Source organism: Eubacteriaceae bacterium ES3 (assembly GCA_030586155.1).
In the GTDB taxonomy this organism is placed as follows: domain Bacteria; phylum Bacillota; class Clostridia; order Eubacteriales; family Eubacteriaceae; genus Acetobacterium.
Genome location: CP130741.1, coordinates 3,360,181 through 3,381,922, shown reverse-complemented (window position 1 = coordinate 3,381,922; position 21,742 = coordinate 3,360,181). Strand labels below are relative to the sequence as shown.

General features: G+C 39.8%; 25 protein-coding genes. 24 read left to right on the top strand and 1 reads right to left on the bottom strand.

The genetic code is table 11. The features are described 5' to 3' along the window. The first annotated feature begins 31 nt into the window (after positions 1–31). From Q5O24_15545 to metG, 13 genes are all read left to right on the top strand, one after another. Complete coding sequence (locus Q5O24_15545) at positions 32–907, top strand: mechanosensitive ion channel family protein (GenBank protein WKY47739.1); 876 nt, start codon at positions 32–34, stop codon at positions 905–907. Positions 908–910: 3 nt separating this feature from the next. Then, on the top strand, positions 911–1,111 hold the full coding sequence (locus Q5O24_15540; protein ID WKY47738.1) for a DUF951 domain-containing protein: 201 nt from the start codon (positions 911–913) through the stop codon (positions 1,109–1,111). After that, on the top strand, positions 1,112–1,738 hold the full coding sequence (locus tag Q5O24_15535) for a stage II sporulation protein M (GenBank protein ID WKY47737.1): 627 nt from the start codon (positions 1,112–1,114) through the stop codon (positions 1,736–1,738). A gap of 178 nt (positions 1,739–1,916) precedes the next feature. Beyond that, positions 1,917–2,204, top strand: coding sequence for a 30S ribosomal protein S6 (gene rpsF / locus Q5O24_15530; GenBank protein ID WKY49274.1), 288 nt, complete (start codon positions 1,917–1,919; stop codon positions 2,202–2,204). An 11-nt stretch (positions 2,205–2,215) separates the two neighbouring features. Continuing rightward, a complete protein-coding gene (locus tag Q5O24_15525) occupies positions 2,216–2,653 on the top strand; it encodes a single-stranded DNA-binding protein (GenBank protein ID WKY47736.1) in 438 nt (145 codons plus the stop codon). 17 nt (positions 2,654–2,670) lie between these two features. After that, a complete protein-coding gene (gene rpsR / locus Q5O24_15520) occupies positions 2,671–2,898 on the top strand; it encodes a 30S ribosomal protein S18 (GenBank protein ID WKY47735.1) in 228 nt (75 codons plus the stop codon). Positions 2,899–3,098: 200 nt separating this feature from the next. Beyond that, positions 3,099–4,052 carry a DUF2232 domain-containing protein gene (locus Q5O24_15515; GenBank protein WKY47734.1) on the top strand — a complete coding sequence of 318 codons (954 nt, stop codon included), beginning with the start codon at positions 3,099–3,101 and terminating at the stop codon, positions 4,050–4,052. Beyond that, on the top strand, positions 4,049–6,025 hold the full coding sequence (locus tag Q5O24_15510; protein ID WKY47733.1) for a DHH family phosphoesterase: 1,977 nt from the start codon (positions 4,049–4,051) through the stop codon (positions 6,023–6,025). The genes Q5O24_15515 and Q5O24_15510 overlap by 4 nt, the downstream gene beginning before the upstream one ends. Next, a complete protein-coding gene (gene rplI / locus Q5O24_15505) occupies positions 6,022–6,471 on the top strand; it encodes a 50S ribosomal protein L9 (GenBank protein WKY47732.1) in 450 nt (149 codons plus the stop codon). The genes Q5O24_15510 and rplI overlap by 4 nt, the downstream gene beginning before the upstream one ends. 9 nt (positions 6,472–6,480) lie before the next feature. Continuing rightward, positions 6,481–7,830 (top strand): replicative DNA helicase, encoded by a 1,350-nt coding sequence (gene dnaB / locus Q5O24_15500; GenBank protein WKY49273.1) that lies wholly within the window; start codon positions 6,481–6,483, stop codon positions 7,828–7,830. A 25-nt stretch (positions 7,831–7,855) separates the two neighbouring features. Continuing rightward, on the top strand, positions 7,856–9,250 hold the full coding sequence (locus Q5O24_15495; GenBank protein ID WKY47731.1) for an NAD(P)/FAD-dependent oxidoreductase: 1,395 nt from the start codon (positions 7,856–7,858) through the stop codon (positions 9,248–9,250). Further along, entirely contained in the window at positions 9,247–10,089 is an 843-nt protein-coding gene (rsmI, locus tag Q5O24_15490; protein ID WKY47730.1) for a 16S rRNA (cytidine(1402)-2'-O)-methyltransferase, read from the top strand. The genes Q5O24_15495 and rsmI overlap by 4 nt, the downstream gene beginning before the upstream one ends. 40 nt (positions 10,090–10,129) lie before the next feature. Continuing rightward, positions 10,130–12,064, top strand: a complete 1,935-nt coding sequence (gene metG / locus Q5O24_15485) for a methionine--tRNA ligase (protein WKY47729.1) — start codon at positions 10,130–10,132, stop codon at positions 12,062–12,064. A gap of 42 nt (positions 12,065–12,106) precedes the next feature. Here the strand turns inward: metG and trxA (Q5O24_15480) are convergent, their stop codons facing one another. Beyond that, entirely contained in the window at positions 12,107–12,433 is a 327-nt protein-coding gene (gene trxA, locus Q5O24_15480) for a thioredoxin (GenBank protein ID WKY47728.1), read from the bottom strand. Between the two features lie 142 nt (positions 12,434–12,575). Between trxA (Q5O24_15480) and Q5O24_15475 the strand changes: the two genes are divergently transcribed. From Q5O24_15475 to rlmD, 11 genes are all read left to right on the top strand, one after another. Continuing rightward, complete coding sequence (locus Q5O24_15475) at positions 12,576–13,946, top strand: aminotransferase class I/II-fold pyridoxal phosphate-dependent enzyme (GenBank protein ID WKY47727.1); 1,371 nt, start codon at positions 12,576–12,578, stop codon at positions 13,944–13,946. Next, positions 13,943–14,632 (top strand): thymidylate kinase, encoded by a 690-nt coding sequence (locus Q5O24_15470; protein WKY47726.1) that lies wholly within the window; start codon positions 13,943–13,945, stop codon positions 14,630–14,632. The genes Q5O24_15475 and Q5O24_15470 overlap by 4 nt, the downstream gene beginning before the upstream one ends. A gap of 4 nt (positions 14,633–14,636) precedes the next feature. Beyond that, positions 14,637–14,927 (top strand): hypothetical protein, encoded by a 291-nt coding sequence (locus Q5O24_15465; GenBank protein WKY47725.1) that lies wholly within the window; start codon positions 14,637–14,639, stop codon positions 14,925–14,927. Next, complete coding sequence (gene holB / locus Q5O24_15460; GenBank protein WKY47724.1) at positions 14,927–15,913, top strand: DNA polymerase III subunit delta'; 987 nt, start codon at positions 14,927–14,929, stop codon at positions 15,911–15,913. The genes Q5O24_15465 and holB overlap by 1 nt, the downstream gene beginning before the upstream one ends. A 4-nt stretch (positions 15,914–15,917) precedes the next feature. After that, positions 15,918–16,769 (top strand): stage 0 sporulation family protein, encoded by an 852-nt coding sequence (locus tag Q5O24_15455; GenBank protein ID WKY47723.1) that lies wholly within the window; start codon positions 15,918–15,920, stop codon positions 16,767–16,769. 69 nt (positions 16,770–16,838) lie between these two features. Then, a complete protein-coding gene (locus Q5O24_15450; protein ID WKY47722.1) occupies positions 16,839–17,006 on the top strand; it encodes a 4Fe-4S binding protein in 168 nt (55 codons plus the stop codon). Positions 17,007–17,175: 169 nt separating this feature from the next. Continuing rightward, positions 17,176–17,337, top strand: a complete 162-nt coding sequence (locus Q5O24_15445) for a rubredoxin (protein ID WKY47721.1) — start codon at positions 17,176–17,178, stop codon at positions 17,335–17,337. A gap of 74 nt (positions 17,338–17,411) precedes the next feature. Further along, positions 17,412–17,903 carry a hypothetical protein gene (locus tag Q5O24_15440; protein ID WKY47720.1) on the top strand — a complete coding sequence of 164 codons (492 nt, stop codon included), beginning with the start codon at positions 17,412–17,414 and terminating at the stop codon, positions 17,901–17,903. Positions 17,904–18,457: 554 nt separating this feature from the next. Then, the gene (locus tag Q5O24_15435) at positions 18,458–19,027 is read left to right on the top strand and encodes a flavodoxin family protein (protein ID WKY47719.1); all 570 of its coding nucleotides are present in this window, start codon (positions 18,458–18,460) and stop codon (positions 19,025–19,027) included. A gap of 18 nt (positions 19,028–19,045) precedes the next feature. After that, positions 19,046–19,366, top strand: coding sequence for a thioredoxin (gene trxA, locus Q5O24_15430; GenBank protein ID WKY47718.1), 321 nt, complete (start codon positions 19,046–19,048; stop codon positions 19,364–19,366). A 156-nt stretch (positions 19,367–19,522) separates the two neighbouring features. Next, the gene (gene rlmD / locus Q5O24_15425) at positions 19,523–20,881 is read left to right on the top strand and encodes a 23S rRNA (uracil(1939)-C(5))-methyltransferase RlmD (protein ID WKY47717.1); all 1,359 of its coding nucleotides are present in this window, start codon (positions 19,523–19,525) and stop codon (positions 20,879–20,881) included. Positions 20,882–21,742: the final 861 nt, after the last annotated feature.

Below are 21,742 nucleotides of genomic sequence, written 5' to 3'. Positions count from 1 at the left end.
ACAATGTGGATGATTAATGAAAGGAGAAATAATGGAAGACGTTAATACCATTGATGAAGCAGCCCAGGAGACTTTTAATTTTATCAATCAGATTGAATGGGCTCAACTTCTTCAGGAATGGATTTTTACCCTGATTTTGATTGTTGCCCTGATAATAACACGGGGAGTGCTTTTCAGAATCATTGATCGGGTCTTTGATGAAACCAGAAAAGATCTTGATAAAAGAGAAGAACGCCGGATTATCACCCTTAATAATGTTTTGAAAATTGCCGTTAACGGTGGTGCCTGGACTATCATTGTGATGGTGATCCTGGAACACTTTATTAATATCGGATCGATTTTGGCTGTTGCCGGGGTTGGGACCCTGGCGATTGCTTTTGGTGCTCAGGGCCTGGTGGAAGATATCATGAGCGGTTTTGTAATTGTTCTTGAAAATCATTTTAGTGTCGGCGATTATGTAATTGTTGACGAAACCCATCATGGAATAGTAGAGGAAATCAGTATGCGAACGACTAGTATCAGGGAATTTGATGGCGGATTATATATTATTCATAACGGGAAAATTGACCGCTTAAAGAATTTTTCCAAGGGTAATATGAAAGCCATTGTAGAAGTCGGAGTAGCCTATGAAGAAGACATTGCTCACGTTATTCAAGTGCTAAATGAGCTTTGTCAACAGCTCTACGATGAACATGAAGATATGTATCGGTCTGTACCCGTTGTAATGGGGGTAGTTGGACTTGACGATTCGGCCGTGACGATACGAATAACTTGTGATGAAGATGCAGCTTCGCGGTTTGTCGCGGAAAATCTTTTAAGACAGCGAATCAAAGAAGTATTTGATGAAAAGGGTATCGAAATCCCCTATAATAAAACTGTGATTTATAATGGAAATAAAGAGGTATGAAATTTGGACGAGAAAAAATATGAGCTTGGTGATATTGTTGAATTAAAAAAGAAGCATCCTTGTGGAAGTTATAAATGGCAGGTGGTCAGAACCGGGGCGGATATAAAAATTCGCTGTCTTGGCTGTGATCATCTGGTGATGATTCCCAGGATTAAATTTAATAAACAGATAAAAAAAGTGATTCGTGAGGAGAAGGAAGCTTAGATGAGACAATACATAAGCAGACAGTGGGATCAGGCGCATCGCTATTTTAGCAGCGACTTAAAAATTCTATATTATGGTTTGCTGATTTTATTTATGGTTTTTTCAGCAGTAGGAACAGTATACTTTAGAAATAACCCGGATATGACGATGACCCTCTACTCAGATCTGCTTGCTATGTTTGAAAGCCAAATTTCGCTTGATTCCCAGGGGATGAGTCTATTTTCAGGGATCTTTCTTAATAATATTCAGGCAGGTGCAGTCTCAATTTTATTCGGTTTTGTTCCTTTTTTGTTTATTCCAATCTGGTCACTGACGTCAAATGCCCTGGTGATTGGGATTGTTGGCGGGGTCTATAGTTTAAGTGGGTATGGAATAATAAGTTTCCTAGTCGGAATTCTCCCCCACGGAATCCTTGAGATACCGGCTTTTCTACTGGGGATTGCTCTGGGGCTGGATATCTGCTATAAGTTAGTCCGTCTGATTCTGCGACAGATTAGTAAGAAAGATCTGAAGCTAACCGTCAGCAATGCAGTCAGAATCTATTTTTTGTGGATGGTGCCGCTTTTTTTCCTGGCGGCTATTATTGAGACTTATATGACGCCGATTTTATTTAATGCCTTTTCATAACAGCTGGAAAAATATTGAATAAGAAGCCACCGCTGCAAAAGACACTTAACTTGACAGTAGGAGTTATAGTGAGTGATTATAAAAAGCTTGCATTATATGAGTAATGTGATATAATTAAAAACTGGTATCCTTGCTCGTCAGGAAGACGAGCCATAGTCCATAAGGAGGTGAAATGGAAATGAAAGCGTACGAAACTCTATTTGTTTTAAAGCCTGAACTTGAGAAGGAAGCGATTGATGAATTAATCGGTAAAGTGAAAGCAACAATTGAAACAGCAGGTACTGTTGAAAATGTTGATGAGTGGGGAAAACGAAAGTTAGCCTACGAAATCGACAAGAAGTATCAAGAAGGTTACTATGTACTGGTAGATTTTAAAGCTGATAACTCAGTTTTAGATGCTCTTGATCACTTATACAAGATCACTGAACCGTTTATTCGAAGTATTGTTATTAAAAAAGAAAAATAGGGGGTGTTTCTGTGAATAAAGTAATTTTAGTAGGAAGACTGACACGAGATCCAGAGGTTAAGAATACGTCAACAGGACGAGCAGTAGCGACATTTACGCTGGCAGTGGATCGACGATTTAAAAGCAAAGACGGCCAGAAGGAAGCAGATTTTATACCAATTGTCTTCTGGGGAAAACAGGCAGAACTGGCAGGCCAGTATTTGTCAAAAGGCAGTCAGATCGGTGTGGCAGGAAGACTACAGGTAAGAAGTTACGATGCACAGGATGGGCAAAAGCGTTATGTGACCGAAGTCATTGGAGATGAATTGACATTCCTTTCATCTGGACGACGAGATAATGGTTACTCGCAGCCAGCACCACAACAACAATCTAATAACAACAATATGTCGGTCATGGGCCTGGATGAAGATTTTCATCTGATGGCTGATGATGACGAAGTACCTTTTTAAGATAGGAGGAAAAATAAATGCCAAAACCATTCAAGAAAAGAAGAAAAGTATGCGAATTTTGCGAACGAAATGCAGAAGAAGTCGATTATAAAGATGTAGCAACTTTAAAGAAATTCATTTCTGAAAAAGGTAAAATTTTACCGCGACGTGCAACCGGTACATGTGCAAAACATCAGAGAAAAGTAACTGAAGCAATCAAAAGAGCGCGTAATGTTGCCTTATTGCCATATACAACAAACAACTAAATGGCTATAATTTCTTTAAAAGAGATTAAAAACATAAATACCGCAGCGAATTTAATTTCGTTGTGGTATTTTTATATTATTTTAAATTATGCAAAGATGAAAATTTTGTGGATGAACTGAAAAAGTAATGTGAAATTCAAATGGTTATGATATAATTTTAAGTTGAAATGACGATCGTAATTTTGAGAAATGGAGGAAAAATGAAGACAAGAGGAATTACCGAAGGGGCTATTTTTTGTGCAATCGCAGTGATTTTATCACTTCTAGGTTTTTATGTGCCATTCTTTGTGATCCTGACCTTCTTTATTCCCGTTCCAATGATTGTTCTGGGAAAACGACAAGGTCTGAAAGTCAGTATTCTTTCAAGTGTGGCCTCCACTATTCTCATCGGTCTGCTGTTAGGGCCGGGGACTGCTTTTCAGCTTGGAATGCTGATGCTTCTGGTTGGTTGCGGTCTGGGATGGTCATATGAAAAAAATCTTTCTTCCTTTAAGAAAACAATGATAGGAACAGTTGGATTTGCTTTATTTATCGTTGCTGTGATTCTGTTCTATCAGCTCCTGACGGGAGTAAATTTTATAAACTCAACAATAGAAATGTTTGAAACTGCATCTCGAGAGGCCCTTTCGATTTATCAATCGATGGGAATTCTGGATGGAAGTCAGTTACAGACGATGGAATCGGTCATTGAAGAAAACCTTCGAATGATACTGATGACCATACCATCGGCCTTCCTACTCATGCCGGTTATTTTTTCAATGGCTAATGTAGTTTGTTCAGATCTGATTTTAAAACGGCTGGGCTATTCTGTTAAAGGCTATAAAAAACTCAGTAGTCTGATTTTGCCAAATCATCTAAAAGTGTTCCTGATGTTTTCATTAGTGGGTGTTTTTGTAGCTAATTTAATTCTGCCTGATTTAATCCCCGAGATTTACATTGTCACGGTCAGAAATTTGGTTAACACGGTCTTTTTTGTAATGGGTCTGGCCTGTGTATTTAATTATATTAACTTTAAGGGAGTTAGCAATAAAGCTATTAAAGTGCTTGTAGGTCTCTTATGCTTTATTTTCCAACCATTGATTACATTTCTGGGAATTGCGGATACTTACCTGGATATTCGCCGAATCTTTCGAAGGGAGACCCAGATAAAATGAAAGACCGAATTAATGCGCTGATGATTTTTTCTTTGCTGTCCGTACTGGTTTTATCCCTGGGGATTATGGTATGCAATCACTTTTTGGGGATCCTTGGCGGACTGGTTTTTATTATTCTGCTTTTTTATTATAAGAAGAATATATCGATGGATGAAATCCGCTTTAATCAGGTGATTGAAGATATCTATTCAGATTTGGATAAAATTAACCAGGAGCGGATGTATGAGATGCCGATTGCGATGGCAATTGTTGACACAAAAGGGGTTATTTACTGGTATAATCAGGCTTTTGGCATTGTATTTAAAAATGAAAAGCGGGCTTTGTTTAATAAGAATATCAAGGATGAACTGGATTTTGATTTAGAAGCGGCCGTTTTGGCAGAAGAATATACTTTTAACTATGAAGATCGGGAATATGGGGTAGTCACTAATTCTTTTTCCGATAAGGTTCATGAGTTTGAACTGGTACATTTTTTTGATGTGACTGAACAGACTCGGCAGAGGCAGCAATACCGGAAGAAATCTCCTATTTTTTGTTATGTGGTCATTGATAATTATGATGAGATCAACGAAAAACTGCCCAGTCACGAACGTTCTTCGATTTTAAGTCAGGTGGATATTAAGATCAACCGCTGGGCTAAAGCTATTGACAGCGTGATCATCGAATATGAGAATGACCGTTATCTGATGATTTTTGAACGCAGTAGAATTTGTTCCATCCAGGATGAACGCTTCAGAATTCTTGATGATGTTCGGGAAATCGAAAATGATGAAAAAACACCGGTTACCCTAAGCATCGGGATCGGTATTTCTGAAAAAATTCTGGGAATCAAGGAATCACAGGAAATTTCTCATGCAGCCCTGGAAATAGCCCTGGCTCGCGGTGGTGATCAGGCAGTGGTACGCCACGATGATCGGATGCTTTTCTATGGAGGAAAAACCGAGGCAACTGAAAAAAGAACAAAGGTTAAGGCGCGGGTTAAAGCCCATGGCCTGGCTGAGCTGATTAAGGAATCAGACAATGTCCTTTTAATGGGCCATCAGAATCCGGATATGGATTGTCTGGGATCAAATATTGGTTTGCTTGGGGTTTGTCGGGCCCTTTCTAAAGATGCCAAAATTATTATTAGGGAAATCAACGAATCAATTAAATCGATGTTTGAATATCTGATGGATAAGGGCGAATACGAGGATGATTTTATTACGCCCAAGGAAGTGGAAGAATTCAGAAAGGAAAAGACTCTGGTTATCATTGTAGATACCCAAAATGGCCATTTTCTGGAAGTTCCGGAACTACCTGACCTGGTCTCCAAGGTAGTTGTGATCGACCATCACCGTTTGTCGGGAAAACCGATTCCCAATGCAATTATGACCTACACAGAAAGCTACGCTTCATCAACCTGTGAACTGGTGACGGAGCTGATTCAGTATATTGATGAAAAGGAAAAAACGGTGGATCCCGTTGAGGCTAACGCTTTGCTTGCCGGAATCTGCATGGATACAAAAATGTTCACTTTAAAGACGGGGGTCAGAACTTTTGAAGCGGCTTCATATCTTAAACGAAAAGGTGCGGATACGATTATCGCGAAAACCCTTTTACAGGATGATTTAAGTACCTATGCTCAAAAATCAGAAGCGGTTAAAAATGCGAAAATTTATTTTGACAATATTGCAGTTTCAATTTTTGAAAATAATTCCGATTCGGGGAGATTGATTGCTGCTCAGGCGGCGGATGAACTTTTAAATATCAAGGGAATTATTGCCTCGTTTATTATCCTGAAAAATGAAGATGGTCTGAACATTAGCGGCCGTTCCATGGGGGATATCAATGTCCAGGTCATTCTGGAAAAATTGGGTGGTGGCGGTCATCTGGCGATGGCAGGTGCCCAATTACCGAATGTAACAGATCCCGAGATTGGTAGAGAACTGCTGATTGAAGCAATTAAAAATTATCAGAAGGAGAATGAGAGATGAAAGTAGTATTACTTGAAAATGTTAAAAATGTTGGAAATAAGGGTGATATCGTCGAAGTTAAAGACGGCTATGGCCGCAATTTTCTGATTAAAAATAAAAAAGCAGTAATGGGCAGTGATGAAAACATTAAAGCTGCCAACCAGGCTAAGGCTGATGAAGCTCAAAAAATGGAAGAAGAACGGCAGGAAGCGCAAAAGTTGGCCGATACACTGGGAAAAACTGAAATTACAATTACTGAGCGGGCTGGTGAAGATGGGAAACTGTTCGGCTCGGTAACCAATAAGGATATTGCCGAAAAACTGGAAAAAGAGACTGGAATCAAGATTGATAAACGAAAAGTCGAATTGGATTCACCGATTAGAAATGTCGGTCGGATTGAAGTTAAGGTAAAAACCTATCAGGGAATTACTGGTAATCTGACTGTATTAGTCAAAGGGGAGGCATAAAAAAACGTGATGAAGGTCCCTCCCCATAATCTTGAGGCGGAACAATCGGTATTGGGTGCCATTTTAATGGAAGAATCAAATATTGCCAAAGCCGAGGAAATTCTTTCGCCCAATGATTTTTATCGCAGTGCCCATCGTGAAATTTATGAAGCCATGCTTGCACTCAGTAATGAGCGCAAGCCTATTGATACGGTCACCTTACTGAACGCCTTAAGAAATAAAGGCGTTCTGGAGGAAATTGGCGGCCCGGCTTACTTGAGTGAACTGGTTGATATGGTCCCAATTCATACAAATTATCTTGAATATTGTGAGATTGTCCATGAAAAAGCCGTAGTGAGAAGGCTTATTTTTACGGCTTCAAACATTCTTGAAGAGAGCTATGGTCAGTATGGGAATATTGGTGACCTGATTGATCGGGCCGAACAGGAGATTTTTAGAGTGTCCCAGGGGCGACGAACAGGAGATTTTCAGAGCATTCAGGAAACCCTGGGCGTGACCCTTTCGCAAATTGAAGCCATTGAAAAAAATAAGGGAAAATTGACTGGAGTAGATACTGGTTTTACCGAACTGAATCTGATGACAGCAGGTCTTCAGCCTTCGGATCTAATCATTGTAGCAGCCCGGCCATCCATGGGTAAAACAGCCTTTGCTTTAAATATTGCTCAAAATGCGGCCGTTAAAGATAAAAAGTCGGTGGCAATTTTCAGTCTGGAAATGTCAAAAGAACAGCTGGTCCAACGAATGCTTTGTGCAGCGTCGCTGGTAGACAGCAATAATGTTCGAACGGGGAACCTTTCGAAAGAGGACTGGGAACGGATGGCTGTCGGCTATAATACCCTTTTTGGTGCCAGTGTTTTTATTGATGATACACCGGGAATTACGATTTCTGATCTCAGATCCAAATGTCGGCGTTTAAAAACAGAAAAGGCCCTGGATCTTATCATGATCGATTACCTGCAGCTGATGAGTGGAGGCGGAAAATCGGAGAATCGTCAGAATGAAATTTCTGAAATGTCCAGAGGTTTAAAGGCTTTAGCCAGAGAGATGGAGGCACCGGTCATTGCCCTATCGCAGTTGAGTCGTGCACCAGATGCCAGAACCGACCATCATCCGGTGATGTCGGACCTAAGAGAATCGGGATCTATCGAGCAGGATGCAGATGTGATAATGCTTTTATATCGAGAATCCTACTACGATGATAACCCCGAGCTTAAAAATATCGCTGAGGTGAATATTGCCAAGCAGAGAAACGGCCCGACTGGTGCCATCAAATTGGCATGGATACCAGAATATACTAAGTTTAACGATCTAGCTGTAGGTTTCGAAGAAGAAGACTATGGCGGAGAATTGTTTTTATAAGTAAAAAGTAAGGAAGAAAGAATAGATGAAGAATTATGATGTGATTATTATTGGGGCAGGACCCGGCGGGATTTTTGCTGCCATGGAATTAAAAAAAAATAATCAGGATTTAAAAGTCCTGATGCTGGAAAAGGGAAATCCGATTGAGAAAAGGATTTGTCCTAAACGAAAGACCAATGTTTGTGTGGGCTGTAAACCCTGCAATATTACCACCGGATTTGCTGGGGCAGGAGCTTTTTCAGACGGTAAATTGTCGCTTTCACCTGATGTTGGTGGCGAGCTGCCGGAATATATCGGTTATCAGAAAACAGTAGACCTGATCAACTATGTTGATGAAATTTATCTGAAATTTGGAGCTGATCAGCATGTGCATGGTATTGATCAGCCCGAAAAAATTCGCGATATCAGAACCAAAGCCATTCAGAGCAACTTAAAATTGGTGGAGTGTCCCGTTCGTCATATGGGAACCGAAGTTGGCTATACGATTTATCAGCGTATACAGCATTATCTGACCGATGACCTGGGGGTAGAAATTAATTTTCGTAGACCTGTGGAAGGTATGATTATCGAAGAAAATGAAGTCAAAGGCGTTGTTGCAGGCGGTGAAACCTATTTAGCTGATAAAATTGTAGTTGCCGTTGGTCGTGAAGGATCGGAATGGTTTAAAAAAGTTTGTGATGAACACCGGGTCGAAACCAAAGTCGGAAAAATTGATTTGGGTGTTCGAGTTGAGACACGTAATGAAGTCATGCAGGAAATCAATGAAGCGATGTACGAAGGCAAACTGATTTATTATACTCCGACCTTTGATGACAGTGTCAGGACCTTCTGTTCTAATCCAGGGGGAGTGGTCTCAACAGAATATTATGATAATCAGCTGGCGGTAGTTAACGGCCACAGTTATAAATCTGACAGCTTAAAAACCAATAACACTAATTTTGCCCTCCTGGTCTCCAAGAACTTTACCCAGCCTTTTAAAGAGCCCATTGCATATGGTAAGCATATTGCGGGACTGGCCAATATGCTGACGGGTAATAAGATTATGGTTCAGCGTTATGGTGATTTTTTAAGAGGTCGTCGTACCACTGAAGAACGACTCCATCGAAATAATATTCGTCCGACCCTTGTTGATGCAGTGCCGGGAGACTTGTGTCTGGTACTTCCTTATCGGATCATGAAGGATATTGATGAAATGATTCAGGCCTTGAACGTGGTATCACCGGGACTGGCCAGTGATGAAACCCTGCTGTACGGCGTGGAAGTCAAGTTTTATTCCAATAAAGTTACGGTTGATGAGGATTTTCAATCAAGCATTAAAAATCTCTATGTACTGGGTGATGGCGCTGGGATTACCCGTGGCTTGATGCAGGCCTCCGTCAATGGCGTATTTGTGGCCCAGAATCTTTATCAAAAATCATGAGTGGAAAACTGTCCATTGTTGGAACTCCAATTGGTAATTTAGGAGATATGAGTATCAGGGCCATCGAAGCCTTAAAAAATGCAGATCTGATTGCAGCCGAAGATACCAGACATTCAATCAAACTTTTAAATCATTTTGAGATATCAAAAAAAATGATTGCCTATCATCAGCATAACGAATACGAATCAGCTGAGAAATTGATTGCAATACTTACTGAGGGGCAGAATATTGCCCTGATTTCCGATGCCGGGATGCCACTGATTTCAGATCCCGGTTCAATTCTAGTAAAGACTTGTGTTGTAGAGGGGATTGAGATTGAGGTGGTACCGGGGCCTAACGCCGGGCTGTGCGCCCTGGTTTTATCAGGACTTGATACCCGCAGGTTCTTGTTTCTGGGATTTCTGGATAAAGAAAATAAGGCATACCGTGAAGGCATTGAACGGATTAAAAAATCCCCAGATACCGTGATTCTCTATGAGTCCCCCCATCGGCTGACAAAAACCCTGGAAGCGCTTGTAAAAGAAGGGCTTGCTCATCGGATGATGAGTATCTCCCGTGAAATTACCAAACGCTATGAAGAAACCAGATATGCAAGTATCGAAAAACAGGCCCTTTATTTCAGGGAAAATAGTCCCCGCGGCGAGTTTGTTCTTTGTATTGAAGGAAAAACCTCTGATGAAGCAGAAGATGTGCTGGAAGAAAATTGGATGGAATTATCGTTAGAAGAGCATATGAATCATTACTTAAAGCAGGGCGTGACCGAGAAAGAAGCAATGAAACAGGTGGCTAAAGATCGGGGAATTTCCAGAAGAGATGTCTATCAGAAAATAAAGGTCTGAAATTTTAAAAACTATTAGTAATTCAGTAAAAGGAGTAACTATGTCAGAAAAAACGTTTTATATTACAACACCTATTTATTACCCCAGTGGGAATTTACATATCGGACACACCTATACAACGGTGGCAGCTGATACCATTACCCGTTTTAAAAAACAGTTGGGTTATCAAACTTATTTTTTAACCGGAACTGATGAACATGGTCAAAAAATTCAGAAAGTCGCAGAGGAAGCAGGTGTTACCCCTAAGGCTTATGTTGATAATATTGTGGATGGCATCAAGAGTCTGTGGAAAACTATGGATATCGATTATGACCAGTTTATCCGCACAACTGACCCGGAACATGAAAAGACAATCCAGAAAATATTCAAAAAACTCTACGAAAAGGGTGATATTTACAAGTCCAGCTATGAGGGCCTTTATTGTACACCATGTGAATCCTTCTGGACTGACAGCCAGTTAGTGGATGGAAAATGCCCGGATTGTGGACGACCTGTGGATAAAGCATCGGAAGAAGCTTACTTTTTTAAAATGTCAAAATATGCGGATCGCCTTCTAGCCTATATTGAAGAGAATCCAGATTTCATTCAACCTGAATCGCGAAAGAATGAGATGATCAATAACTTCATCAAGCCCGGTCTGCAGGATCTTTGTGTATCCAGAACTTCCTTTTCCTGGGGTGTACCGGTAGACTTTGATCCGGGCCATGTGGTTTATGTCTGGATTGACGCTCTGCCAAATTATATTTCAGCCTTGGGCTATCTAAATGATAAACCGGATCTGATGGATAAATTCTGGCCGGCAGATGTTCACCTGGTTGGTAAAGATATTATCCGTTTCCATACTATTTACTGGCCAATCATTTTAATGGCGCTGGAACTGCCTTTACCTAAAAAAGTCTACGGTCACGGCTGGATTCTTTTAAAAGGTGGGAAAATGTCCAAATCAGTGGGAAATGTGGTTGATCCTGTGGTGCTGGTTGAGAAATACGGCGTTGATGCTTTGCGTTACCATGTCCTGCGTGAAATGAGCTATGGAGCTGATGGTATTTATAACGAGGATTTACTGGTTAGCCATATTAACTCTGACCTTGCCAACGATTTGGGCAACCTCTTAAGCCGAACCCTGGCAATGACAGAAAAGTATTTTAACGGTGTAATTCCATCTCAAAAGGAAGCAGGAGAATTTGATCAGGAACTGATTGAACTGGCAGTCAATACCCCTAAAAATGTGGAAGATTATATGAATAAGCTGGATTTCAGCCGGGCCCTTGAAGAAATCTGGAAACTGGTTTCTCGAAGTAATAAATATATTGATGAAACCCAGCCCTGGATTCTTGGAAAAGATCCTGAAAAACAGGCTCGACTGGCAATGGTAATGTATAACCTGACCGAATGTTTACGAATTGTTACTGTTCTTATTGCGTCATCTATGCCGGCAACAGCGAAAAAAATGGGTCAGCAGTTAAACTGTCCAGAGGATTTATTAACCTGGGAAAGTATTCAAAAATTTGGAGCTTATCCGGAAGGTATTTCGGTTAGCCGATGCGAACCCTTATTTCCGAGAATTGAAATCAAAAAGGAAGAAAAACCACAAAACGACAAAAAGTCCCAAGATAAAAAACAGGATCAGAAAGAAAAACAGGAGCTTCCAGAAGGCCTGATTACAATCGATGATTTTGCAAAAGTTCAGCTGCGGGTAGCCGAAGTGGTAGCCTGTGAGCCCCATCCGGACGCTGACCGCTTGCTGGTTTTAAAACTTAAAGTTGGACAGGAAGAACGCCAGGTGGTTTCGGGAATTGCCAAATACTACAAACCCGAAGAACTGGTGGGAAAAATTGTCATTCTGGTGGCTAATTTAAAACCGGTAGAACTTAGAGGAGTGACCTCCAACGGGATGATTCTGGCTGCGACCAAAGGCAAAAAACTGTCACTGGTAACTGTCGATGGTATCCCTTCCGGCGGAAAAGTTTCATAAAAAAAGACCGGGCTTATGGCCCGGCCTTTTTTAATAGGAAGTCTATAGTGACTGCATCATTTCAATATAATCCTGTTTATCGCGAACGCCAACGAAGCGATTGACCACTTCACCATCTTTAAAAAAGATTACTGTGGGAATACTCATTACCCGGAATTGCTGGGCCAGTGCCTGGTTTTCATCCACATTGGTTTTGCAGACTTTCATATTTGAAGGAAGTTCGTCTGCAATCTCATCGAGTACCGGCGATAAGCCTTTGCATGGTCCGCACCATTCTGCCCAGAAATCAAGCATTACTGGACCCTTATGAGACAGTACTTCACTTTCAAAATTCTCCATTACAATTGGTGTTATTTTTTTTGCGGTCATTGTTTTCTCCTTGCTTAAGATTTGCCAAATTATTATATAATAAAGCTCAGGAAGTTTAAAGGGAAATTAAAAATAAACTTGGGTTTTAACCGGTTTATGTTAGAATAGAAACATGAAAAAAAGTATCTTAAGAGAGCAATTAATGAAGGTTAAACTGGAACCTTCCGGGCGTTTTCATATGCCTGGTCATAAAGGCAGAAAAGCATATTCTGATTTGTATGATCTGGATATTACCGAAATTCCCGGAGCCGATAACCTCCATGATGCGAAAGGAATTATTAAAGAACTTGAAAGAAAACTGGCTTCAATTTACAAAAGTCAGGTAACTGCAGTTCTTGTTAATGGCAGTACGGCAGGACTTCAGTGCGCTATGCTGGCGACCTGTCAGCCGGGCGAAGAGCTTCTGGTCAGTCTTAACTGCCACCGCTCAGTTTTTGGTGCTTTGGCATTGGGGCGGATAAAGCCCCGTTTTATCACACCGATTCTTGATGATGAACTTGGTTTTGCCAGGGAGATCAGTCCAGAAGCGGTCGCTGCCGGGCTTAAAGCTTATCCATCAGTAAAAGGGTTGGTGGTTGTCAGTCCCACTTACTACGGAACGGTTTGTGAGCTTAATAAGATTGCTGAAATTTTACATCAGCAGGGTAAAATCCTGATCGTTGATGAAGCCCATGGTGCGCAATTTACTTTTGCCAAGGGCTATCCCCAAACTGCATTGGAAGCAGGTGCCGATCTGGTAATTCAGTCTACCCATAAGGTGTTAGGGTCACTTACACAGTCAGCACTGATTCATGGACAGGGAAAGCTAATGAATTGGGACCGGGTACAGATGTTTTTATCAGTCCTGCAGAGTTCATCTCCCAGTTATCCGCTAATGATTTCTGTAGAGGAAGCGACTGATTCAGCCCACGCAAAGGGGGCCGCTGTTTTTGAAATGATCCGAAAGAAGCATCGGGAACTCATTAAAAATCAGCCAGATGATGCTATGATCAGGCTTTATGATAGTGGTGATGCACTTTATGATTACAGTAAGTGGCTGTTTTCGACTGGAAAGGCCAATGGCTGTGAGCTGGAAAAAATTCTCAGAGATGAATTTGCTATCCAGTGTGAAATGACTGATGAGCAATCAATACTTTTGATGACTGGTCTTGAAACCACCAGCAGTGATATTGATAAGATGACAGCTGCGATTGCAAGTTTGAACCGAGTTTTGGGGAAATCCGATGGACCAAAGTCCTATCAGGTGATGAAGATAAATGAACCCATTTTAGAAAAGCCCTTATGGGAAGCTTTATGGACAGATAAAAAGGAAAAAACCGTTTTCAAAAAGTCGGTTGGCCAGATAGCCGCTGATTTCATTATTCCATATCCTCCGGGAATTCCAATATTGATTCCGGGATGTCGAATAACCGAGGCAATTATTGAAGAGATCCAAAGGCTATTGGACGCTGGAGTGGGAGTAGTTGGAATAGATTCAGAAGAAAAGTTTCTGGTCATTAAGGAAGAGCTATGAAAGAAAATAAAATGGGCCGTCTGATCGTTATTGAAGGGGTAGACGGAAGTGGCAAACAGACCCACACGGAATTACTGTACCAGCATCTGAAAGATAAAGGTGAGAAGGTTTTAAAAATTTCTTATCCCAGATATGAAAAAGAATCTTCAGCTATGGTAAAATTATACTTGAGCGGGGCATTTGGAGATGATCCAGAGAGTATCAGCCCTTATGTGGCTTCCACTTTTTATACAGCGGACCGCTATGCTTCATATAAGACCGATTACGAGGAGTTTTTAAATGATGGGGGAATTGTGCTGGCAGACCGCTACACGACCTCTAATATGGTTCATCAGGCAGGAAAAATAAAAGATCAGGCGGAAAAGAAGAAGTTTCTCGACTGGCTTTGGGATTATGAATTTAATCTCTTCTCTCTGCCAGTGCCAGACCAGGTATTTTTTCTAAATATTCCTCCGGAAATCAATCAGCAGTTAATGAAAAACCGGAAAAACAAAATTACCGGGACCATGACTAAAGATATTCATGAGAAAAGCAGTCAGCATCTTGTTGATGCCTATACCAGTGCGCTTGAGCTGATTGATCAGTATCACTGGATTGAGATAAAATGTGTTGAAAATGAGACCTTAAGAAGCATTGATGATATTCAGGCAGAAATCAGACAGGCAGTTTTTGAAAAGAGGACATGACAAGATGACAAATGATCAGTTTACTTATTTAAAAATGGCAGATGATGAGCAGGAGTTTCAGGAAATTAGAGAGTTTCTGAAGGCCCATGGGATTGAGGCAATCGCGGCCGAAAAAGGCTTTGGCAGCGGTCCGATTCGGGAAATCTTTATGGGTGATATCAGGGAAGAACATATTGAAATTCTGGTCAAGGAGAGTCAGTATTTAAAATCGATGAAATTACTCGATTTTCAGAAATTCAATGAAGAACTGGATGAAGATCTCAGCCTGGCCTTTGAGGACGAGATTTATAACTGATGAGTGAAATAATGGATAGAGTGATTGGACATAATCAGATTCTCGAAGCCCTTAAAAAGCAGATTCAGGAAGACAGTGTCTCCCATGCATATCTTTTTACCGGAATATCGGGTATCGGCAAAAGAAAAACAGCCAAGATGTTTGCGGCAATGATGTTATGTCAGGGTGAGGAAAAGCCCTGTTATACATGTCCTTCCTGCAAACAGTTAGCTAATGGGAATTATCCCGACTTAATGGAAATCAGTGCAGAAGGTGCTACCATTAAAATAGCTCAGGTGAGAGCGATGATTAATGAGCTTTCAGTTAAACCCTACTCCGGGGATAAGCGGATTATCATTATTGATGATGCCGCTAGAATGACTGTCGAGGCACAGAATAGTTTATTAAAATCGTTGGAAGAACCGTTGTACTATAATCTGTTTATTCTGCTTACTGAGACACCAAAACAGCTTTTGTCAACGATTCGTTCCCGCTGTCAGGTCTATCATTTTAAGCCCCTGGCTCCGACAGAAATCAAAAGGATTTTATTAAGCGAGGGCAGCTTTTCGGAAAGTGAAATTGAATCGGTTTTGGGTCCCGCTGCAGGTTCAATAGAAAAAGCCCTTTATTTTTTGAATAACCCTGGTATTTTGGAAGAACGGGTTTCGATTCTTAGGGAACTATATTCTTTATTAAGAGGGGATCTTTTAAAAATCTTCACACTTTCAGAGCGAATGGGCAGTGACAAAAATAAATGCATAGAAATGCTTGATTTCCTGATCCGCTGGTTCTATGAGCTTTCGTTATATAAAAAAGGAAGCCCGCTTCCAGAAGGGAACGAACCGGGGAAGGTACATCAGGCCTTTGAAAAAATTCTAAGAGAAGAAAAAATTGATGAAATCATCCAAACATTGTTTGAAATGATGGATCGGATGCAATATAATGTAAATCTGAGTCTGCAATGGGAGAAGACCCTGATTCAGATGATTAAAATCCAGAAAGGATAAATAAATGGGAAAGTCAGTCGTCGGTGTACGATTTAAAAAGGTGGGGAAGATTTATTATTTTGATCCCCTTGATATAGTTTTTGATCAGTTTGATCCGGTCATTGTGGAAACGGTCAGAGGGATTGAATACGGTGAAATTGCCTTAACGGCAAGAGAGATAGATGAAGAAGAGATGGTGGCTCCGGTGAAACCAGTCATCAGAAGAGCCACAGAAGAGGATACAATCGAGTTCAACAAACTTAAGGAAAAAGAAGAAGCGGCAAAAGAAATATTTGTCGCAAAATCTCAAAAACACAACCTTGATATGAAACTGATCGATGTGGAATATACCTTTGACCAAAAGAAAGCGATTTTTTATTTTACCGCTGATGGTCGAGTAGACTTTAGAGAACTGGTCAAGGACTTAGCGGCTGTATTTAGAGTGCGGATTGAGCTGAGACAAATTGGGGTTCGTGACGAAGCCAAATTATTTAAGGGCTTAGGTGTTTGCGGACGGACAACCTGCTGTGCCCAATGGCTTGGTGATTTCACACCCGTATCTATTAAGATGGCTAAAGAACAGAACTTGTCGCTGAATTCTACGAAAATTTCGGGAATCTGTGGAAGGCTCTTATGTTGTCTGACTTATGAACAGGAGTTTTATGAATCAGTTTCTAAAAAATTGCCTAAAGTTGGTCATAAGGTCATAACAACCGATGGTGAAGGGGAAGTCTTTAAACTGAGTATTCTGGAAGAAACCGTTTTTGTTAAAATTCAAACAGAAAAAGACGAAACCGAGGTGAAAAAATACCGGCTTGAGGAAATTCAGGTTAAAAGCAGAGAAAAAAACAAACAAAAAAGCAAAAAAGACAAATAAGCATCTTGATTTTCATGAAAATTCCGCTATAATGAAATTAGTTATAAATGATATAAGGAGGAGATCAGAATGGCTTACAAAATTACAGATGAATGTATCGCTTGTGGTTCTTGCATCGACGAATGTCCAGTGGAAGCAATCTCAGAAGGCGATATTTATGTGATTGATGCAGCTGCTTGTACAGACTGTGGCGCTTGCGCAGAACAGTGTCCAGTAGAAGCAATTGTTCAAGCATAGTTATTTTTGAAAACGAGGACATTCTCAGATTTATTTCTGAGAATGTCTTTCTCTTTTTTGTAAAAAACGACTAGAAATAAATTTATATAAATGTGTTTGATTATCAAAATTGAGGGTAAAATTTAGAGTAGCGATAATGAACACAACAATGTGTGAACAGGAGGATAATATGCAGAAATACGTATGTGATATTTGTGGTTATGTTTATGATCCGGAACTCGGCGATTCGGATGGAGGAATTGAACCAGGAACAGCATTTGCTGATCTTCCCGACGATTGGGTATGCCCATTGTGCGGTGTTGGAAAAGAAGATTTTTCGCCGGAAGAATAAGAAAAGAAGGGCTTCGGCTCTTTTTTTTATGCGTTTATTGGGGTATAATGAAAAAAAGGCTTTTAGGAGGCAATATGGCAGTTAAAGCGCGTGAAACACTGGAAAGCAAGCAGCTGAGTTTACCGGCAATGGCAGTGGTGCTGATTTTAGTAGTTGGTTATACTGTAGGCTATAATCGGCTGATTAGCTATGTTACAGATGAACAGTTAAAGATGATTATTGGTGTAATCAGTCTGGCAGTGATGATGACTGCATTTATTATTTCATTACGTTTTATAACAACCAGTTTTGAAATGTTATTAACCCATAACCGCTTAATTATTGAGCGTAAGATTTTTTTCTGGAAAAAGATTGTGGCAGAGATTGATCTAGCAACAGTGACTGATATTGAAGCCGGAGACCGTTCAAAAAAAGTCGAGGGGAGTGTAAAGAATTTTACCCTTATCAATATTCCGGGAAAAAGGAAGTATGTTGTTTACTATAAAGAAAAGGGAAAAAATTGTTCTGCTAAAGTGCAATGCTCCAGTAATTTCTATGAGTTATTGAAAAAACAGGTCAAAATATGACAGCATTAAGATAATATTAAGGTTACTAGGGTACTATTTAACCATAACAAGTTACCCTCTTTCAAAGTTTTTAGAAAAAGCCGAAAGCCCTTCACACAGCTTCGGTTTTTTTCTTGCGCGAAAAATGAAGCCGGGCGCAAAAAAAGACAAAGAAATAAAATGCAAGCTCGCTTAAGCATTTTATTTCTTTGTCTTTTTTTGCAGCGGGCGAAGCCCGCGACGAGGTCGCAGCGAAGCGAAGACCGAGTGCTCGGCAACATTTTTCGCACTCTGTAGACAATTGGAGATAGCAGATTAAAAATTAATATAGACTGTCTTTTTTTGCGGCGGGCGAAGCCCGCGATGAGGTCATAGCGAAGCGAAGACCGAGTGCTCGGCAACATTTTTCGACTCCATAAATCCAGAGAGAATAATGCAAGCGCGCTTAAGTATTTAATTTGGACAACAACTAATTAAATAATAGTCATGCAAATCGAATCTGTTATAATCTAAATAAAACGGGTATAATGATGTAGACCGTTTTAGTTCATGACCGCTTTTAAGGGGAGGATAGAATGATGAATATTGTAACAATTATGGGTAGTCACCGAAATGGCAAGCATACTCAGAAAGCAATGGATTTTTTTCTGGATCAGATTGAAGGAAAACATTCAGTGGAAAATATCAATGTGAATAAGGTAGAAATCAGGCACTGCCTGGCTTGTGATTATTGTCTTAGACATCAGGGTGAATGTGTGATCAAGGATGATGCGATGAAAGACATCTACGAGAAAATCGAAAAAAGTGATCTGTTTGTGATTGCGACTCCGGTTTATTTTAGTGCATTTCCGTCAAAAATCAAAACCTTGATTGATCGAACCCAGGTTTTATATAACCTGGAAGATAGATCGATTATTAAAAACAAAGATCTGGTTGTCATTGGTGTGGGTGGTGCCCCTAAATATGGGCGTCAGTTTCAGGCAATTGAAAATACTTTAGAGTTTTACAAGCGTTATTTAAATTGTAACGAATTGGGATTTGTCAAGTTTTCTCATACTGATGAGGTAGCCGTGCTTGAAAATGAAGAAAAGCTGGCTGAGTTAAAAGTGCTGGCTGAAATAGTTAACAAAAAACATTTATCATAAATCAAGGAGGAATAAAAAATGGCAAAGATGTTAGATCAGGCTGAATTTACGGAACTGGTAATCAATGGAAGTGGTGTGGCACTGGTAGATTTTTTTGCAAGCTGGTGCGGTCCATGTAAAGCGTTGGCACCCGTACTCGAAGATATTTCGGCAGAAATTGGCGACAAGGCCAGTATTTATAAAATTGATATTGATCAGAATCAGAATCTGGCACAGGAATATCGGGTTATGAGTGTTCCGACAATGAAAATTTTCAAAAATGGTCAAGTGGTAGAAACCATTGTTGGATTACAAAGTAAAGGAACCCTGATGGAAAAACTTAATTACTACGCAAATTAATTGGTTAGCATAATTTTAATGGCAGCTGGAAAAGCTGCTTTTATTTTGTCGGAAAAATTTAATTTACCTGCTTAAAGCCTATAGTTTTGCAAATTAATAAGCAGAACGAGGATTGATGTGATATAATTTCCCGGAATGAAATTTAAGGAGATTATTTTGAAAAGAATTGAAAATGTTGAGATAGAAATTGAAGACCATTTATTTCCTGGCAAGGCCTATGGTACTTATCAGGATAAAAAGGTAGTATTCAAAAATGTTGTCCCGGGACAAAGAGTGCGGGCAGATATTGTCAAGAAACGAAAGCGTTACGAAGGTCGGGTGATTGAAGTTGTTAAAAAGTCATCTGCTGAAATAGAAGCCGTCTGCCAGGTATTTGATAAATGCGGCGGATGCAGCTATCAAACCATTCCTTATCAGGAGCAGCTGAAACTAAAAGAAGATTATGTCTTAAATCTGCTCCAAAAGGGAGGGATTGAGGGTTTTTCATATGAAGGTATTGTTGAAAGCCCGGAGGTTTTTGGTTACCGCAATAAAATGGAATATTCCTTTGGGGATAATGAAAAAGATGGTCCGCTGATGCTGGGGATGCATGAGCAGGGGAGTTTTTATAATATTGTAGAGACCAGCTCATGCCAGTTGACAGATGCTGATTTTAATATGATTCAGGAGGCAGTGCTGGGATTTTTCAGAGAAAATTGGACCACCTATTTTCATAAACGGACTCATGAAGGCTTTTTACGTCATCTGGTTGTCAGAAAAGGAAAAAGAACAGGGGATATTCTGATTAATCTGGCAACAACCTCGCAGGGCGACTTGGCGGAAGAGGATTTTATTAAGTGCTTGCTTGATTTGTCTCTGAGTGGTCAAATCAGGGGAATTTTGCATACGAGAAATGATGGAGTAGCTGATGTGGTTAAAGCTGAAAGCTCAAAAGTATTATACGGAGAAGATAGAATTGAAGATGTAATCCTTGGTCTGACTTTTGAGATCACCAGTTTTTCCTTTTTTCAGACCAATACCCTGGGCGCGGAAAAACTGTATTCAGTAGTGCGAGATTATGTTGGGAGCGAACAGAATGAGGTTATCTATGACCTTTACTGTGGAACCGGAACAATTGCCCAGGTATTGGCACCAGTTGCTAAAAAGGTCATTGGAATTGAGCTGGTTGAAGAAGCGGTGGAAGCAGCAAAAGTTAATGCGGTGAAAAATGGCCTGACTAATTGTGAATTTATGGCGGGCGATGTCTTAACGGAAGTGGAGAAGCTAAATGATAAGGCGGATGTTATTATCCTTGATCCGCCCAGAGACGGAATTCATCCAAAAGCGATCTTTAAAATTATTGATTTCAAACCGGAGAAATTTATCTATGTCTCCTGTAAAGCGACTTCGTTAGCCAGGGATCTGCCCTTTTTTGTGGAAGCTGGATATAGGGTCGATAAGGTGAAATGTGTCGATATGTTTCCCCATACCGGGCACGTAGAAGTCGTCACTTGCCTATCCAGAAAAGAAGATTAATCAATAAAAAAAGACCGGTGTAAAAGCCGGTCTTGATTTAATTCAAATACCCATAATCATCACACTTAACCCTTCAACCAAACTGTATTAAATACATTTTCAAAGTCATATATGGTTGCATCGAAAAAATAAATTATGTAATCTTTATTTATCGTCATTCTTTTATCCGTGCAAATATCAACTACTTCAACAAATTGTTTGTTTTTAATTTGTGTATGTAAGTTTTCTTCTGACTTATTTACATAACAACATTTGGGTACCCTTGAATGCAATACAAAAGTCGTCAAAGAAATAATATGTGCTGAAGCAATAGTCTTTGCTGATTAAGATTTATCAGGGTGCAAATAGCACCCTGTTTTAAGGAGAAATAATGATAAGGCTATGTTATTTTTGGGATTTGGGATTATTGCATTTATTGGCACCATTAATTATAAAATTAAACATCCTGAATGCAATTCATATTTTAAAGCGTTTTTTGCGTTTGTTATAGAGCATACTAAAAATGTTTTTGAAGGTGATTTTATGTAAAAAGATAAAACAAAATAGAAATAATTCTTGACTTTGATTTTAATGATTGTTAAATAAGATGGGGGTAATATGGTTTTGATTAACTTTCCGACTAATTTGGGATGTAAAGAAGTTGGTAAGCTATTATTTAATAAGTATACGAAGAAAATTGATAATCATGATTTCCGCAGGTAGTATGTTGTAGATAGACACAGTGAAATTTTAAGTAGCAGAAAAAGATATGAAGGATTATCTTGGCTACGATAGAATTGTAGTACTTATAGTGTTGTCTGAAATATCGAACATTTTCGACTTGGCGTTGACATTTATAATTTCTTAATTTGTATTAATAGA

Excerpts from the sequence above, each read along its gene's own strand:
- dnaB (WKY49273.1), top strand. The coding sequence starts at position 6,481 with ATGAAGGTCCCTCCCCATAATCTTGAGGCGGAACAATCGGTATTGGGT.
- Q5O24_15510 (WKY47733.1), top strand. The coding sequence starts at position 4,049 with ATGAAAGACCGAATTAATGCGCTGATGATTTTTTCTTTGCTGTCCGTA.
- rpsF (WKY49274.1), top strand. The coding sequence starts at position 1,917 with ATGAAAGCGTACGAAACTCTATTTGTTTTAAAGCCTGAACTTGAGAAG.
- Q5O24_15440 (WKY47720.1), top strand. The coding sequence starts at position 17,412 with ATGGCAGTTAAAGCGCGTGAAACACTGGAAAGCAAGCAGCTGAGTTTA.
- rsmI (WKY47730.1), top strand. The coding sequence starts at position 9,247 with ATGAGTGGAAAACTGTCCATTGTTGGAACTCCAATTGGTAATTTAGGA.
- Q5O24_15445 (WKY47721.1), top strand. The coding sequence starts at position 17,176 with ATGCAGAAATACGTATGTGATATTTGTGGTTATGTTTATGATCCGGAA.
- Q5O24_15545 (WKY47739.1), top strand. The coding sequence starts at position 32 with ATGGAAGACGTTAATACCATTGATGAAGCAGCCCAGGAGACTTTTAAT.
- Q5O24_15455 (WKY47723.1), top strand. The coding sequence starts at position 15,918 with ATGGGAAAGTCAGTCGTCGGTGTACGATTTAAAAAGGTGGGGAAGATT.
- Q5O24_15535 (WKY47737.1), top strand. The coding sequence starts at position 1,112 with ATGAGACAATACATAAGCAGACAGTGGGATCAGGCGCATCGCTATTTT.
- trxA (WKY47728.1), bottom strand. The coding sequence starts at position 12,433 with ATGACCGCAAAAAAAATAACACCAATTGTAATGGAGAATTTTGAAAGT.
- Q5O24_15465 (WKY47725.1), top strand. The coding sequence starts at position 14,637 with ATGACAAATGATCAGTTTACTTATTTAAAAATGGCAGATGATGAGCAG.
- Q5O24_15435 (WKY47719.1), top strand. The coding sequence starts at position 18,458 with ATGATGAATATTGTAACAATTATGGGTAGTCACCGAAATGGCAAGCAT.
- holB (WKY47724.1), top strand. The coding sequence starts at position 14,927 with ATGAGTGAAATAATGGATAGAGTGATTGGACATAATCAGATTCTCGAA.
- rplI (WKY47732.1), top strand. The coding sequence starts at position 6,022 with ATGAAAGTAGTATTACTTGAAAATGTTAAAAATGTTGGAAATAAGGGT.
- Q5O24_15475 (WKY47727.1), top strand. The coding sequence starts at position 12,576 with ATGAAGGTTAAACTGGAACCTTCCGGGCGTTTTCATATGCCTGGTCAT.
- trxA (WKY47718.1), top strand. The coding sequence starts at position 19,046 with ATGGCAAAGATGTTAGATCAGGCTGAATTTACGGAACTGGTAATCAAT.
- rpsR (WKY47735.1), top strand. The coding sequence starts at position 2,671 with ATGCCAAAACCATTCAAGAAAAGAAGAAAAGTATGCGAATTTTGCGAA.
- metG (WKY47729.1), top strand. The coding sequence starts at position 10,130 with ATGTCAGAAAAAACGTTTTATATTACAACACCTATTTATTACCCCAGT.
- Q5O24_15450 (WKY47722.1), top strand. The coding sequence starts at position 16,839 with ATGGCTTACAAAATTACAGATGAATGTATCGCTTGTGGTTCTTGCATC.
- Q5O24_15470 (WKY47726.1), top strand. The coding sequence starts at position 13,943 with ATGAAAGAAAATAAAATGGGCCGTCTGATCGTTATTGAAGGGGTAGAC.
- Q5O24_15515 (WKY47734.1), top strand. The coding sequence starts at position 3,099 with ATGAAGACAAGAGGAATTACCGAAGGGGCTATTTTTTGTGCAATCGCA.
- Q5O24_15495 (WKY47731.1), top strand. The coding sequence starts at position 7,856 with ATGAAGAATTATGATGTGATTATTATTGGGGCAGGACCCGGCGGGATT.